This is a genomic window from Aquimarina sp. MMG015, assembly GCF_018100855.1.
Lineage (GTDB): Bacteria > Bacteroidota > Bacteroidia > Flavobacteriales > Flavobacteriaceae > Aquimarina > Aquimarina latercula.
This window is the reverse complement of the sequence record NZ_JAGJEB010000012.1, coordinates 46,709-63,250: the sequence shown is the minus strand read 5'-3', so window position 1 is coordinate 63,250 and position 16,542 is coordinate 46,709. Positions and strand designations below refer to the sequence as shown.

9 protein-coding genes are annotated in these 16,542 nt (G+C 33.6%); 3 read left to right on the top strand and 6 right to left on the bottom strand.

Going from position 1 to position 16,542, the window contains the following annotated elements; genetic code table 11:
* Positions 1-15: 15 nt before the first annotated feature.
* Together creD and J8L88_RS19490 are read left to right on the top strand one after the other, a co-directional pair.
* On the top strand, positions 16-1,380 hold the full coding sequence (creD, locus tag J8L88_RS19495; protein WP_211061618.1) for a cell envelope integrity protein CreD: 1,365 nt from the start codon (positions 16-18) through the stop codon (positions 1,378-1,380).
* A gap of 214 nt (positions 1,381-1,594) precedes the next feature.
* A complete protein-coding gene (locus tag J8L88_RS19490) occupies positions 1,595-2,089 on the top strand; it encodes a DUF192 domain-containing protein (protein ID WP_118389531.1) in 495 nt (164 codons plus the stop codon).
* Positions 2,090-2,164: 75 nt separating this feature from the next.
* Here the strand turns inward: J8L88_RS19490 and J8L88_RS19485 are convergent, their stop codons facing one another.
* From J8L88_RS19485 to gyrB, 6 genes are all read right to left on the bottom strand, one after another.
* Entirely contained in the window at positions 2,165-5,851 is a 3,687-nt protein-coding gene (locus J8L88_RS19485; RefSeq protein ID WP_211061617.1) for a starch-binding protein, read from the bottom strand.
* Positions 5,852-6,305: 454 nt separating this feature from the next.
* Positions 6,306-9,329: a protein translocase subunit SecDF gene (secDF, locus tag J8L88_RS19480; protein ID WP_027393732.1), complete on the bottom strand. Its 3,024-nt coding sequence runs from the start codon at positions 9,327-9,329 to the stop codon at positions 6,306-6,308.
* 216 nt (positions 9,330-9,545) lie between these two features.
* The gene (locus J8L88_RS19475) at positions 9,546-10,166 is read right to left on the bottom strand and encodes a hypothetical protein (RefSeq protein WP_211061616.1); all 621 of its coding nucleotides are present in this window, start codon (positions 10,164-10,166) and stop codon (positions 9,546-9,548) included.
* A gap of 185 nt (positions 10,167-10,351) precedes the next feature.
* Positions 10,352-11,278 carry a malate dehydrogenase gene (gene mdh / locus J8L88_RS19470; RefSeq protein ID WP_211061615.1) on the bottom strand — a complete coding sequence of 309 codons (927 nt, stop codon included), beginning with the start codon at positions 11,276-11,278 and terminating at the stop codon, positions 10,352-10,354.
* 108 nt (positions 11,279-11,386) lie between these two features.
* Positions 11,387-12,388, bottom strand: coding sequence for a DUF6588 family protein (locus J8L88_RS19465; protein ID WP_027393728.1), 1,002 nt, complete (start codon positions 12,386-12,388; stop codon positions 11,387-11,389).
* A 190-nt stretch (positions 12,389-12,578) separates the two neighbouring features.
* Complete coding sequence (gene gyrB / locus J8L88_RS19460; RefSeq protein ID WP_027393727.1) at positions 12,579-14,519, bottom strand: DNA topoisomerase (ATP-hydrolyzing) subunit B; 1,941 nt, start codon at positions 14,517-14,519, stop codon at positions 12,579-12,581.
* A gap of 501 nt (positions 14,520-15,020) precedes the next feature.
* On the opposite strand from gyrB, the gene J8L88_RS19455 reads away from it, so the two are divergent.
* Entirely contained in the window at positions 15,021-16,199 is a 1,179-nt protein-coding gene (locus J8L88_RS19455; RefSeq protein WP_211061614.1) for a M12 family metallopeptidase, read from the top strand.
* Positions 16,200-16,542: the final 343 nt, after the last annotated feature.

Here is a 16,542-nt window from a genome sequence, read left to right as displayed (position 1 = left end):
TAAATTTAAACAGTCATGGAAAATCAAAAACCAAAAAAATCCTTTGGACAATGGATAAAAACCTCAATTACCATTCGTATGCTTATGGTAGGCATATTAATTTTAGTTCTATTGATTCCACTTTCTTATATCAAAAGCCTAATACAGGAACGTTCTATAAGACAAGAACAAACGGTAGTAAGTGACATCAACCAAAAATGGGGGAATCAAGTAATGCTCTATGGACCTATTCTAAAACTTCCATATCAAACTCATAATATCAAAAAAATATGGGATGAAAAAACTAAATCATATACTGAAGAAGACATTATTACGGTTCGACATGCTTTCTTCTTTCCTAATTTATTAGATATCAAAGCAAACGTTACATCTGACACACTAAAAAGAGGTATTTACAAATCTCCAGTATACACTTCTGACATGAAGATTAAAGGATCATTTACAATACCATCTTTTGATACTCAAGATATTCCAGAAGAAGATATTTTATGGGATAAGTCTACTATTATTCTTAACTCTACAAATCTAAAAGGAATAAAAAGTAATCTCCAATTAAAACTCGGTACAGAAAATTACTTACTCCAATCAAAATACTCAAAAGATTCATACACCAATACGTTAGAAACTAAATTTCTAAACGAAAACTCATGGCCAAAAGAAAAAGCAATTAACTTTAACCTAGATCTTATCATCAACGGAAGTAATCAACTAAAATTCATCCCGGTAGGTAAAGAAACTAATGTAAGTATAACTTCTGATTGGGCTTCTCCAAAATTTGATGGAAACTATTTACCAGATCCAAAAACTAAATCAATTACCGAGAAAGGTTTTAAAGCTAACTGGAAAGTATTACAGGTGAACAGAGAATTCGAACAAGAGTTTTTTGGAGAGTTACCACATATTAATTCATCTGCCTTTGGAGTAAAATTTATTGTCCCTGTAGATGATTATCAAAAGAGTGAAAGGACTGCCAAATATGGATATTTAGTTATAGCACTTACCTTCTTAGTCTTCTTTTTAATCCAAACTATTAGCAAGATAAATATTCATCCATTCCAATACTTAATGATAGGGTTAGCACTGACCATGTTTTATACTTTACTGATATCAATCTCCGAACACTCAAGCTTTTTATATGCTTATCTAATTGCTGGTATCTCCGTAATAGTATTAATTTCTGTATATACTAAAGCAATTCTTAGAAGTTTTAAGTTTATGGCCATGATATCAGCATCTTTGACTGCTCTGTACGCCTTTATATTTGTAATTATTCAGTTAGAAGATTACGCATTATTAGTAGGTAGTATTGGATTGTTTTTAATACTGGGAACCATTATGATGGTATCTAGAAAAATTGATTGGGGGAATGATGGAGTTTAATTTTTTTTATATAAACCACATAACTATTTTTTAAAATAACAAACAAAAATGCTGGTTAGTTAGTTGAGAAAAGTCGTGCTTCGAATTTGTGAAGTGCGGCTTTTTTTTAACAAAGATTTGTTTCTTTTAGAAATTGTGTTTCACAAAGAAAACCGTTACTTTTCGTTCTTAAACAGATCTTAACTCATATTGGACCAACAAAAAGAAAATACTAATGAAAAAAAACATATTTGTGTCAGTAATACTGGTTTTCAGTTTATTTATTTTCTCTTGCAAAAAAGAAACCGATAAAAAAATAGTCACAGAAGAGATAAAATTCACAAAAGAAGGAGAACTATCTATTTATAACTTACAAGATTCAATCCCAAGTCAAATTGTTTCGTTAGGCATAGAAATCGCGGATAACGATTATGAAAGAGAAACGGGACTGATGTATCGTAAAACTATGGAAGAAAAAAGAGGTATGTTATTTATTCAGGAGAAGTTTAAACTACAAAGTTTTTATATGAAAAATACATTGATCCCTTTAGATATTATCTACATTGATGATCAATATAAAATCGTGAGTTTTCAAAAAGATGCAAAGCCATTAGACGAAACATCTCTTCCTTCTGGAAAACCTGCTAAATATATTTTAGAAATAAACAGTGGGTTATCTGATCAATGGAATTTAAAAATTGGTGATTCTATATCCTTTAAAAGAAACTAAACTTATCTGAGTCAAATAAAAACCCTTGAAAGATTATTCTTTTCAAGGGTTTTACCCAGGGATAAATCGGAAAAATTATTTAATAATCTTCACAACCTTATTAATAGTTTTACCACTGAATTTCACAAAATATATTCCTTTTGTCACATTAAGAGGTATTGATATCACTCCATTTTTACTTGATATCACATCAGAATAATACAATCCTCCTTTTACATCTCTAATCGTAACACTAAGAGACCTATCCTCTCCCGATATATTAAAGTTAATCTCATCTTTAAAAGGATTAGGATAAGGTGAAGAAATCCTTACCGCATTTTTTTCTGGTTCTTTATTTAAAGGCTCATTTACCCAACCATTATCATACCATCCTTCACCGCATATTTCTAAATCTCCTGTTTGTTGTTCTCCATTTATACTAAAAATAACTTTTGCACATGTTACCCCAGATAATGTATACTCATACCATCCATCTCCATCTATATCCGTCATTTGGACACCAGGCCAAGAAGTAGTCAAAGATGTGGGAGTTGTTTCCCAGTAATATAATGTTACAGAATTCCAATTGGTATTGTTATTATTAAAATGAATTGTCAATTCATCATCAGAAACATCTCCAGGACAAGCTGTTGGACACTGATCATACCATTGATTAGTAGATGAATCATACCATCCATCTACTTCTCTCATCAAATCATATGATTGCCCTCCATTGTTGTTGTTATTAAACACAATACCTATGTCAGCATTTTCTTCGATCAAAAATGAGTACCACTGTGAGGATTGTTCTCTATCCATTGATCTACCTGGCCAATTCCAACCAGGTAATGGTTGATTTGTATTTTTATCAAATAAATACACATATACATCATTCCAGTTAGACATATTTCGATAATAAACAGTAAATGATTGAGCCTCGGTGATATTATAATCTTCAGAAATAATCGATGACTGACCGCTACTATTGTAAGCAATAGCCCTTAATGTAGTATCTTCTGTAAAAATCAATTCATTTTGATATAAAGAACTAGAATCCGAAGGTTCTGATCCATCTATGGTATAATAAATTACTCCTTGATTGGTAGTCGATAAATTTACCGAAACGCTTCCTTCATAAGATCCTCCTAATGGAGTAACTGACAATTCAGGCAATCCTAAAACTCCCGGACAATCCGAAGGGCATTGATCATACCAAATATTTTCTGAATACACATACCAACCATCTACATTTCTAAATTGATCATCTGACTGTTCTCCATTTCCATTTGTAAAAACAAGACCAACCTCTACTGACTCCGCTATGGTTGTAATGTACCAAGGCGAATCTTGTTCTTTAGTCATTAATTTACCTGGCCAATTCCAACCGGGTAATGCTGCATTATTATTTTTATCAAAAGCGTATACATAAACCTGACTCCAATTAGAAGTGTTCTTAAAGTGAATACTATAAGAAGGCAGGTCACCAAATGTATAATTCCTAGTGATTACTTCGGAAGAATTTCCATCTTCATCAAATGCTATTGCTTTTAAGATGATTGGTTCACTATCAGCATTACCAATATCGAATGAATTCGAATATTCAGTACTTGATTGATCAGGATCTGATCCATCTATAGTATAATAAACAACAACCCCATCATTAACAGATGTTGTTGAAGCTTCTAACACTACTTCAATCGTATCATCATAATTTCCAGAATCAGGGGTTACAGTTAGAGTTACCTGATCACTACTATTAAATTCTCCAACATATACATGTTGAATAGGGGTCTTAAACACATTCCCCTTGGTATCCACAGCTTCTACATAATAATCTACCAATACATTAAAGAGGCCTTTAATCTCTGCATAACATAAATCTGCAATAGCTGTTGGTTCTATAAATAAATCAATTTCTGGATCTTGTGTTACATTACCTTTTGGAAATTCTTTCTGTATCATAGAGATACTATTCCAAGAACTCACACCTTCACTAGTTGAATATACGTCATTCACATTATCAGAAATAGGATTTACGCCATCATTATCTGTTCTATATTTTAACTCTACTGAAGCCAGACCATTTACATCATGTGCAAATGTCCAAACATGAAAATCAGAAGTATTCTGAACTTCTTGATATGCATAAATAGGCCCAAACCCTTTACCTCCAGGATTATACGGAAAACGTTGTGGAATAAACACAGATGGCGGAGTATTGTCTTGTTCTGGGGCGTCTCCAATTTCTGCTTTCGCATGTTCTATTGCAATATTACCCGCTAGCGTCTGCTTAACCTCCATATCAATTGCTTTTCCATAATACATATAACCACTAGTTAAAGATGGTAAGAAAAAATGCCAAGCTTTTTCCGCATTGGAAGCCCCGAAAGAAGGGTCAATAACTTTTGCAAGATCAACACCTCCACTATTGTCCTCTGCAGTTAAAACATAGTTTTCTGCAGCAGTTATTACCGCCCAATTTCTAGCATCCTCAGTCCATCCATCCGGATTAAACGTATAATCTGTGGTATCATACAAAGGCCATAACCAATTAATAAATTGAGGGTGTCCCCAATCATTAGCAGCATTTACCCAAGATCCATCTTCTACTCTCACAATATCACTTTCTGGAACTGGGTAAGAGTTTAAGAATTGTTGTATTGTAGTGGGATCATATCCTTTAGAAGCAGCTTCATTAGCAAATCCAGGAACAGACTCTTGGTAATAACTATCTCCACCACCCCAAGCATTATCTCCATCATGAGCAAGCAATACAATCGATGGCTGACTTGCGTTACTAAAAGGAGCAATATTAGCATCTATTTCCCCTGTTCCCATAGAACTAAATCCGTTCTGATAACTCAATAAATCTGCCATCGGTACAACATCCATTTTATATGCTTGACCAGTTTCTGGATCAATATATTGCGCTTTGTGTGCTTGATAACAATATGGAGCGGCAAAAGTTCCTCCTCTCCCGTCTATTTGACCTTTCCACCAATTCTGTCCATTGGTAGCTACTTTATCCGCAGCATTAGGTGGGTCAATATTAACCCCAGAAGTTCCATAATCCAATGGGTAATCGTTTAAAGTACGTGATAAATGGCTATTAGCTACAACAGACCATTGAAAACCCTCTTCTACCAAAACCTTTATGATCCTTTCGGAAAAAGAACATTCTGCTGGCCAAAAACCTTTAGAATACTCTCCTCCAAAAGTTTCAGTCATTATTAATTTATGCGTTTTCAATTCCATTCTTAAAGCACGTTCACTTATTAATGTTGCTAATGCATGATGAAACGTAAATCCCGTTAGATCCATCCTAGGCTGTCCACCAGATGTTTTCCAGTTTTTAGCTTCTATAAAATTATTTTCCCAGCCCTGGCTATAACCCCAAACTCCAGCATTTCCTAGGCTATTTACATTTTCTATCAAGCAACCAGAATAATTAACCTGCGCACCACCATTTGGTAATCCCAACAATGTTTGAACAGAGTTCTTTGGTCCATACTGATATGCTTTTACACGATCATATTTCCCAAAAATTTCCTCCAAATTATTTAATGGATGACTTATTCCATCATCATAAATATTCCAGGAGTCACCAGAAGTTTTTAGATTATGAGACTCTAGAACAGTCTGATAGCGGTTAGGATTTTCTTTACTTTTCTCAGGCCAATAATTGGGCTGTTGCATATGCCACAAATAAGAAGTGTGGACTTGTTGTGCTACTATCCCCGAATAGACAAATAGCAATACCAAAAATAAGTTAGTGTTTTTCATGAATCTTGTGTGTTAAATATATAATAGTGTTATGTTGTAAAACAACATTTATATATTCCAACGACAACTAACCCCTGCAAAGAAAATTTTCCCAGATCTTGTATTTGCAAACTACCTATAGATACTTCAGCGTCATTATATGTTCAAAAAAATGAACAACTAAAACTTTCGATTATGTATAACTACATAATACTAAAAAGTGGATAGCTGCTATTTTTACATCACACTCTTAAACTATCAATTAGTCAAAAAATTAACTATTTAATAGTGATATTTTCAAATGTAGGTAATTAAAAAAAATAATTTCTTACTCCATTATTACGCAAACGATATAGTGTTAACAAAAAGACAAAGATTCATAAAACCGTAACCTATCATTAGGGAAAATTCAAACAAAAAAAGAGTTGCATCCAACAAAGGACACAACTCTTTTTTTTCAAAATTTATAGAAAACTTACTCTTCAGTCTTCTTCTTTTCTTTTAAACCTACTTTCTTCACCGTATCATACATTACAGGAGTTGCAATGAATAATGAAGAATACGTACCTACTAATACACCAATAATTAATGAGAACATAAACCCTCTTAATGGTTCAGCAAAAATAAAGATTGCTATCAATACTAATAAAGTAGTTAACGAAGTATTTAATGTACGACTTAATGTACTATTTAATGCTCCATTAATATTCTTGTCTAATGACCAACCTGTGTGTTCCGCAAAATATTCACGGATTCTATCAAACACAACCACCGTATCATTCAGAGAGTACCCTACAACCGTTAATATGGCTGCAATAAAGGCTTGATCAATTTCCATATTAAATGGCATAAATTTCCAAGTAATTGAGAATACACCTAATACAACTAAAACATCATGAAATACTGCTGCTACTGCACCTAAACTAAACTGCCATCTTCTAAATCTAAATAAGATATACAAGAATACTACAATTAAAGATCCGATAACCGAAACAAATGCTGCTTGCTGAATATCATCTGCAATAGTTGGTCCTACCTTTCTAGAAGACATAATACCCACTTGCTTATCTTCATCTCCATTAGAGAATTCCGCATAAGTCATACCATCTGTCAAATAAGGTTTTAAAGCAGTAAATAAAGAATTAGAGATTTCAGAATCTACTTCTTCACCTGTTTCATCTACCTTATATTTTGTTGTAATCTTTAATTGATTATTAGCACCTAAGGTTTTTGCTTGCGCACTACCAAAAACAGCTACCAAATCCTTTTCTACATCTGTAGGCACTACATCCTGAGCAAAACGAACAGTATAGGTTCTTCCTCCAACAAAATCTACACCTTCATCTAATCCTTGTCCTGGAGTAAATAGTGATACAAGACCAGCTACTACGATAATACCCGAAATCACATATGCAATCTTTCTTTTTGCAAGGAAATTGATATTTATATTCTTAAATAAATTCTTAGTAGCCGCAGTAGAAAATGCTAGTTCTTTACCATTTTTACCATATCCATCAATAAATAATCTTGTAATAAAGATTGCAGTAAATAAAGATGTAAGAATACCAATTAACAAAGTTGTTGCAAATCCCTTAATTGGACCTGTACCAAAGAACAAAAGAATTAAACCTGTTAGACCTGTTGTAATGTTTGCATCTAATATAGATGACAATGCATTATTAAAACCGTCTTTAATTGCATCTACTTGAGATTTCCCTTTTGCAAGTTCTTCTTTAATCCTTTCAAAGATAAGTACGTTCGCATCCACAGACATACCAATCGTTAATACAATACCCGCAATACCAGGTAATGTCAATACAGCTTTTAATCCAGCTAGTACTCCAAAAATAAATAGAATATTTACTACCAAAGCAACATCAGCAAAAGCTCCAGCCTTACCATAGTAAAAAATCATCCAGATTAAAATCAACACCAATGCAATACCAAATGACATCACTCCACTATCAATAGCCTCTTGTCCTAAAGACGGTCCTACTATTGCACTCTCAATAATATCTGCAGAAGCTGGTAATTTACCAGCTCTCAATACATTTGCTAAATCTTGTCCTTCTTCAACAGTAAAGTCTCCAGAAATTTCACTTCTACCTCCAGAAATTGGTCCTTTAGAAACACCCGGTGCAGAATATACTATATTATCTAAAACGATAGCAATCTGACCTCTGGTTTGCGAAGCCCTTCCTGTCATTTCTTCCCATTTCTTAGCTCCTTTACCATCCATCTGCATGGTTACTATTACATTATTAACCTGATCATAAGTTTGTGCAGCATCCGTAATTACTCCTCCACTTAATTCTGGAGTACTATCACGGTTTCCTTTTAATGCATATAAATCTACTCTCTCGCCTTCTTTCTCAGGTTTACTCCAAGCAAATTTTGTGTACCTCAAAGCTTGAGGTAATAAAGCTCTAATGTCTTTTCTATTTAAATACTCATCAAATTGCTCTACATCCTTAATTGCAACTGAGATCAATGCTCCTCCAACTGAAGGAGGACCGATTAAATCGTTTATTGGATTTACCTGTGTTTCTACATCTGTAGAATCTTCTGAATCTGCTAATAATTTTTCTATTTCAGCATCTGCATCCGTTTTAGTTGTATCTGTCTGAACAGTATCTAATACTTTTTCTGATTCCGTAACCTCATCAGTTACTTCTTCTTTAACTTCTACACCATCTTTGGCTTCTAATTCTTTCTTAAGTTTCTCATTCATTCTGCTTAAGAAAATACCAAGCTCTTGAGCATTTTCTACATCCCAAAATTCTAATTGTGCAGTACTCTGTAAAAGCTTTTTTACACGATCTACATCTTTAGCTCCTGGCAACTCTACTAAAATACGCCCTGACTCTCCTAAACGTTGGATATTAGGTTGTGTAACCCCAAACTTATCAATACGCTTACGAAGTACTTCGAATGCTGAAGTTACTGACTCGTCAATTTTTCTTTTTAAAACTGGCTCTACAATGTCGTTAGACATATCAAAAGTGATATCATCACTTAAATTTTTATTCGCAAAAATATCCGGAGAAGCTAACTGAGCATCCGGTATTTTTTCAAACTCTATAAAGAAATCTTCAACATATGTATTCTGACTATTTTTCTGAGTCTGATCGGCAGCATCTAACGCCTGGATAAAAGCAGGATTTTTAGAATTATTGGCCAATCCTTCTAAGATATCTCTAACAGAAATCTGAAGAATTACATTAATTCCTCCTTTAAGGTCAAGACCTTTATTTAGTTCTTTTGACTTAGCATCGTTATAACTAAAATTTGCAAAAATTGGATCCTTACCAATAGAATCTAAATACGTTTTTTCTGCTGTATCTCTTAATGCAGAGGCATCTGCTTCTGGATGTTTAGCTAAGGCATAAGCTTCAGCTTCTTTTTCTTTTGTGTATGTTAAGTACGTAAACGATAATTGGTAAATACATACCAATCCAAATAAAATCGCAAACACTCTAACAAGTCCTTTATTTTGCATTATTATTTATTTTGGTCAAACCCTTTTAAATCAAATAGGATTCAACAATTATTAATTTATTAGAATTTCATTATTGGAAAGCTCTGTCAAATCTTAGACATGAGCTATATTAAAAAGTCAAATAGGATTTAGAAAAAAACAACTCAATTACTTTCTTCTTATCTGACTTCCTAAAAATTGGAGATGTAAGGAATATTAAAATTAATATATCCTTAATTAAGAAATTGGTCCTGCTCTTACCTCAGGAATTTTATAAGAAATATTATCTATTGTGATTGCAATAGATTTATTAACTTTTTGAGCTAATTTTGTTAGTCTAGCTAAATGATCAATATCATTTTCGGCTACAAAACTATGTGCATAAAAACCTGAAGCTCTATCCTGTTTTTGTTTAACCTCTAGAACAAAAATTCCATTAAAATCCGTATTGGAGTCTGTACTTTTTTGAATTTTATAAACATCTAGATTATAGTCCGAAGAATTTTTGTTGAACGGAAATTGGTCGTCTGCACTATTCTGATCAAATAAAATATGATTTAAGGCAACACCTTGTTCTTTAGACAGTATTTCTTTGATACTTTCTACATCAGCATCACTATAATAAGCTATCTTAAGCTTACCATTATTTAAATCCTTTGAAATCCGAGTGTTTCTAACCCCAATAGATTCCAATTGTTTTTTCACAAGTGCAATTGCGTTTTGCGCTTCTGAAGAAGTAACCTCAACATCAGTAAACTCAAGAACAATTTCTTGATTAGGCACTACAGTTTGATGCTGCATCACAACTAATAGTGCAAATGCAGTAATCAAAATTTTGAAGTACCATTCTTTTTTCATGATCGCAAATATAAAAAAATTAAAACTGCATTTCTAAAGTCTTACAACAAATATCTTCTTAGAAAAACTAAATAACTCTGTGGCTATGATTTTATTTTATTACAAACATTTAAAGTTATAAAAAAACAAAGAGTTACTATGTAATAGCAACTCTTTGGCAATTCTATATAAAGGATATTATTAGACTATAATTCTAATAATCCATTAGTTTTCTTAACTCCTTCTGCACTCTCTGCAAGTTTAGCTTTTTCAGCATCACTAAGTTTAATTTCTACAATCTTTTCGATTCCGTTTTTACCTAGCACTACAGGCGCTCCTATACAAAGGTCATTTAAGCCGTACTCACCTTCCAACAACGTGGAACAAGGGAATATTTTTTTCTGATCACAAGCAATAGCCTGAACTAATCCTGATACTGCAGCTCCTGGAGCATACCATGCTGATGTCCCTAATAATCCGGTAAGTGTAGCTCCACCAACCTTAGTATCAGCAGCAACCTGCTCTAAGCGCTCATCAGAGATATATTCTGAAACCGGAACACTATTTCTTGTCGCTAATCTAGTTAGAGGCACCATACCTTTATCACTATGTCCTCCAATCACCATTCCATCAACATCAGAAATTGGAGCTCCTAATGCTTCAGCTAATCTATACTTAAAACGAGCACTATCTAAAGCTCCACCCATACCAATAATTCTATTCTTAGGAAGATCTGTAGTTTTATGTACTAAATATGTCATTGTATCCATTGGATTACTCACTACAATAATAATTGCATTTGGAGAATGCTCAATCAAACTAGAAGAAACTGATTTTACAATCCCTGCGTTAATACCAATCAATTCTTCACGTGTCATTCCAGGTTTACGCGGAATACCAGATGTAATTACAGCAATATCACTTCCTGCAGTTTTAGAATAATCATTTGTAGTTCCTGTTATCTTAGTATCAAACCCGTTTAAAGAAGCTGTTTGCATCAAATCCATTGCTTTACCTTCTGCATATCCTTCTTTAATATCTAACAATACTACCTCTGAAGCAAAATTCTTAATGGCAATATACTCGGCACAACTTGCACCTACTGCACCAGCTCCTACTACTGTAACTTTCATTATCTCTATATAATTTTGATTAATATTATCTTGGTATATTGAATCTCTTCAATATCAGCGCGAAAATACAAATTCTTTAACGATTTTGTTTGTGAATTCTTAGTTAAATTACCAACCAAAATTCAATCCTATAGAGAGATTTTGATAGTTCTGAAGCGTATAATCTAAATTGGCTCTAAAAAAACCTAATTTCACATTAGCTCCAATAGTGGCTTTAAGTCCAGAAGCTTTATTATTTACAGAAATTGGATCCTTAACAGTTTGACTAGCTAGTGGACCTCTTTGAATCTCATAAGTACCCAAAATATCTGCTTTACTATTTCCTGCATAATACCCAAAACCACCGTAAAAATTAAATTTAGGAAGCTTCGTTGAAATAATACCACTAACCAACCATGAATTAGACTTCAATCGTATTTCCTGATCTGCCCCATCAATCTGACTATCCGCGGTAAAATCATAAAACCCTCTAACATTAGTATACCCTATTAATCCAGAAAATCTAAAAGGAAGTCTTTTCCAAGAAAAAATCCAATCCGTCAATTCATGCTGAATTGCCAATCCATAAAGAAAAACTTCTGTGTTCTCTCGCACAGCAATTTTTGGTAAAAATCTTGCTTTAATCTCTGTGCTTCTTGATATCCCCATAGACCCCTGAAGAAATCCTGTGGGTGCAATATTTACTTCTTTTCCACCAATCCCATCTGGAAGTGTAATTTCCACTTGCCCTAATTGTCCTTGATCCAAAACCACCGAAATATCTCCACGATTTCCACCAAAAGCATTAGCCACCAACTGACTCGAAGGACCTTCACTAAATTCTAAACCTTCATATTCTGCTGTATTGAGAATAAATGACTGCTTTTCTTCTCTTACAAAAGAAAGATTTCCGATAAAACCTACCTCAAAACGCCACAACTTTTTTACTTCGGCAGTTTTATACCAACCATTAGACATACTATTTACCAACAATTCTCCTGCCGGAGCAAAATAATCAGTACTAAAACGCTGTGCATTTTCTATACCTAATTCTAATAACTGATCTACATTAGTTTGAGAATATGACACTTTAAACAAAAGCATCGTAAAAAGTAGTATCGTTTTTTTCATCTGTTTCTATCTATGGTTGTTCAATAATCAGATGGAATGCACATAAACTAATAATATTTGAAAAAGTATTCAAACATTTTAGGTCTGTTCATTTCACAAGATTTGGGTTTAATAGGCGGGACAATATATAAAAAAATCCGCTATACATAGTATAACGGATTTCATTCTAAATTATTTAATAACACTTACATTACGCATCAATGTTTGCATAAACGGCATTTTTCTCAATAAATTCTCTACGTGGCGGCACCTCATCTCCCATTAACATAGAGAAGATTCTATCCGCCTCTGTTAAATTATCAATTGTTACCTGACGCATCGTTCTAAACTCTGGATTCATAGTAGTATCCCATAATTGTTCAGCATTCATCTCTCCAAGACCTTTATATCGTTGAATTTTAGAATTTTCCCCAAATTCTTTAACAATCATATCTCGTTGATCATCATTCCAAGCATATTGCTTTTTAGCACCTTTCTTAACCAAATATAACGGTGGTGCGGCAATATAAATATGACCTGCTTCGATCAATTCTTTCATATAACGGAAAAAGAATGTAAGAATCAGAGTTGATATATGACTACCATCCACATCGGCATCACACATAATTACAATTTTATGGTATCTTAATTTAGAAAGGTTAAGTGCCTTACTATCTTCTTCTGTACCAATAGTAACTCCAAGAGCCGTGAATATATTTTTTATCTCTTCATTCTCAAAGACTTTGTGATGCATTGCTTTTTCTACATTCAAAATCTTACCACGTAGTGGCAAAATAGCTTGAAACATACGATCACGTCCTTGTTTTGCAGTTCCACCTGCAGAATCTCCCTCGACAAGGAACACTTCGCACAAAGCTGGATCTTGTTCTGAACAATCAGATAACTTTCCAGGCAACCCTCCTATACTCATTACCGTTTTACGCTGTACCATTTCACGAGCTTTCTTAGCTGCGTGACGTGCTTGAGCTGCTAAAATTACTTTCTGAACAATCGTTTTAGCATCTGAAGGGTTTTCTTCAAGATAGTTTTCTAACATTTCAGAAACCGCTTGAGAAACTGCAGAAGTAACTTCTCGATTTCCTAGTTTAGTTTTTGTTTGTCCCTCGAATTGCGGCTCAGCCACTTTTACAGAAACGATTGCTGTCAACCCTTCTCTAAAATCATCACCTGCTACTTCGAATTTTAACTTATCAAGCATACCAGAAGCGTCTGCATATTTCTTTAAGGTAGAAGTAAGTCCTCTTCTAAAACCTGAAAGATGCGTACCACCTTCGTGCGTATTAATATTATTAACATATGAATGAAGATTCTCTGCATAAGAGTCATTATAAATCATAGCAACTTCTACTGGAATATCATTCTTCTCTCCTTCCATTGAAATTACATCGCCAATGATCGCATTACGACTGGTATCTAAGAATTTCACAAACTCCTTTAATCCTTCTTCGGAATGGAAAGTTTCAGAAACGTGATTCCCTTCTTCATCAGTATGTCTCTTATCCGTAAGAATAATTGTAATACCTTTATTAAGGTATGCCAACTCACGCATACGACTTGCTAAAGTATCATAATTATACTCTAGAGTTTGCTGAAAAATAGTAGGATCAGGTTTAAAAGTAACAATTGTACCATTAAAATCAGTATCTCCAGTGGATTTTACAGGGTATAAAGGTTTTCCTCTTTCATACTCTTGTTCCCAAACCTTACCATCTTTATGTACAATAGCATGTAAATGATCAGATAGTGCATTTACACAGGAAACTCCTACTCCGTGCAAACCACCAGATACTTTATACGAATCTTTATCGAATTTACCACCAGCTCCAATCTTAGTCATTACAACCTCTAAAGCCGAGACACCTTCTTTTTTATGTATCCCTACAGGAATACCACGACCATTATCTTTAGTAGTAATGGAATTATCTTCATTTATTGTAACATCGATAGCATCACAATGACCAGCCAATGCTTCATCAATGGAGTTATCCACAACTTCATATACCAAATGGTGCAAACCTCTAGTCCCTACATCTCCAATGTACATGGATGGACGCATGCGTACATGCTCCATTCCTTCTAACGCCTGAATACTATCGGCAGAATAATTATTTTTCTTTGCTTCTTCGCTCATAAATCAGCTTTATTTATTACAATTTTTGGTCAACAAACAAAGATAAAAAAACAGCTAAATGTTCAAAGGGTTTTATAAGGTATGATTTAAAGAGTTATCAACAATTAGTTAAGAACAAGACTAGGAAAAGAAAAAAACTCCTTAAAAGTGATTAAAACAGCCTTAAAATCGATTTAAGATTAAATTAATACTTTATATAATTCTCCTAAAACAAATACAATGCTTTGTAAACAAACACTTTAACATCAAAAAGAATCTTTTACAAAAATGCAGATTTATTTTCTTCATCAGAAAATAAATCTAAAAGCAAACAACAATATTAAAATAATGTTCTCCCTTAATATCTTTACGTTTTCTCACCCAACTCTTACGAATAATAAACGCCTCTTAATTAAAGGACGTTATTCACAATAATACAACTTACTTCCGTTAAACCAACCAGACTACAGATGTAGTCGAATTAAAGGAAATACACACAATCAACAAATTTAATTTTTAAAAATGAAGACTAAAAATTTAATGAATTTAGGCAAAATTGCTTTTATCTGTCTAGGACTAACAATAGGTTCTTGTACAAATGAAAATTTTGATGAAGAAATTAGCAATGAGGAAAACAATGATATTGAACTTCTAAAAAAGTCCTTTCTAGGAGAAGCTATTTATGTTCAAGACTTAGGCAATGGAGAATATTTATCTGGTGACACTAAGTATTTTGAAAGTCAATTTGATAATGGTAATTTCAATGAAGATCCTGTACCTGGTGAAGAAGTTGAAAGGCTTGGAGTTTTTCCTGGAATCACAAAATGGCCGAATAACACTGTGATTTACGTGTTGGATAACAGCTTAACTTCTAATCAAATTTCAGTCACTATAGCATCTATGGAAGAATGGTCTTCTAAGACCAATATTAGATTTAAAGAAAGAACTAACGAAAATTACTATGTAACTATTCAAAATGATGGCCAAACTTGTAATTGCGGAAGAGCAAATCTTGGTGTAAATGGAAACAGAGGAACAATCACTATAGGTACCAGAACAGGCACCGGAGTCATGATTCATGAAATAGGTCATACTCTTGGGTATATCCACGAACAAAATCGTAGTGATAGAGATCAATTCGTAAACATACTACCTGAAAACATTCAGAACGGAGCTATAAGCCAATTCAGAATAACAAACAATTCTGTTAATCCTGGTGCATTTGATATAAATTCTATCATGATCTATAGCAGTTTTACATTTAGTAAAAATGGGCAACCAGTTATGCTTACGTCTGCAGGAAATCGCATACCTTTTAATGGTCGTTTATCTACTGGGGACATCGAGGGGACTAATATTATTTATCCAGCTGGTGATGGTGACGGAGATGGTGACGGAGATGGTGATGGTGATAGTGACGGAAATGACATCTGTGATGGAATAGACGAATGGTCTAGAAACATTAGATACAGTGTTGGAGACAAAGTTATTTATCAAGGTTTTTTATATGAAAGAGATTTTAACAGCTGGAATCGTTTAGGAGAATGTGGAGAAACTCAACCAGCGGACATCTGTGATGGTATTGACGCCTATAACGGAAACACAAGTTACTCACCTGGTGATCAAGTTACGTATAACGGATATTTATATTTACTACAAAGCAATAGAAGATGGTCTAATCAAGGCCGTTGCGGAAGTTAATAATCACTTTATTTACCTAACTAAAACAATAGGGCTACATTGCAATGTAGCCCTATTCTTATTTGATATAATTCAATAAATAGTGATTATTAAATTATGTACAAGAAATAAATATTATTAAAAATTAGGACAAATAGGATCTGTCCCATCCAAACAAATATAGTCGCTTTGTACTCTGCACACTTGTCCATTAATAATACACGCACAAGGACCACCGAAAGGTGGTACCCCAGGGAAAGTACACGCCGATGGTATAAACCCTCCGTTAATTGCTTGTTATTCTTTTTTACTTAATTGTTGAGTCGTATTGAGCTTTAAAATATTTTTTAACATAGTAGAAAAT

What these genes read in the sequence shown, in the direction of transcription:
- mdh (WP_211061615.1), bottom strand. Translation starts at nt 11,278, where the DNA reads ATGAAAGTTACAGTAGTAGGAGCTGGTGCAGTAGGTGCAAGTTGTGCC.
- creD (WP_211061618.1), top strand. Translation starts at nt 16, where the DNA reads ATGGAAAATCAAAAACCAAAAAAATCCTTTGGACAATGGATAAAAACC.
- J8L88_RS19475 (WP_211061616.1), bottom strand. Translation starts at nt 10,166, where the DNA reads ATGAAAAAAGAATGGTACTTCAAAATTTTGATTACTGCATTTGCACTA.
- J8L88_RS19465 (WP_027393728.1), bottom strand. Translation starts at nt 12,388, where the DNA reads ATGAAAAAAACGATACTACTTTTTACGATGCTTTTGTTTAAAGTGTCA.
- secDF (WP_027393732.1), bottom strand. Translation starts at nt 9,329, where the DNA reads ATGCAAAATAAAGGACTTGTTAGAGTGTTTGCGATTTTATTTGGATTG.
- gyrB (WP_027393727.1), bottom strand. Translation starts at nt 14,519, where the DNA reads ATGAGCGAAGAAGCAAAGAAAAATAATTATTCTGCCGATAGTATTCAG.
- J8L88_RS19490 (WP_118389531.1), top strand. Translation starts at nt 1,595, where the DNA reads ATGAAAAAAAACATATTTGTGTCAGTAATACTGGTTTTCAGTTTATTT.
- J8L88_RS19455 (WP_211061614.1), top strand. Translation starts at nt 15,021, where the DNA reads ATGAAGACTAAAAATTTAATGAATTTAGGCAAAATTGCTTTTATCTGT.
- J8L88_RS19485 (WP_211061617.1), bottom strand. Translation starts at nt 5,851, where the DNA reads ATGAAAAACACTAACTTATTTTTGGTATTGCTATTTGTCTATTCGGGG.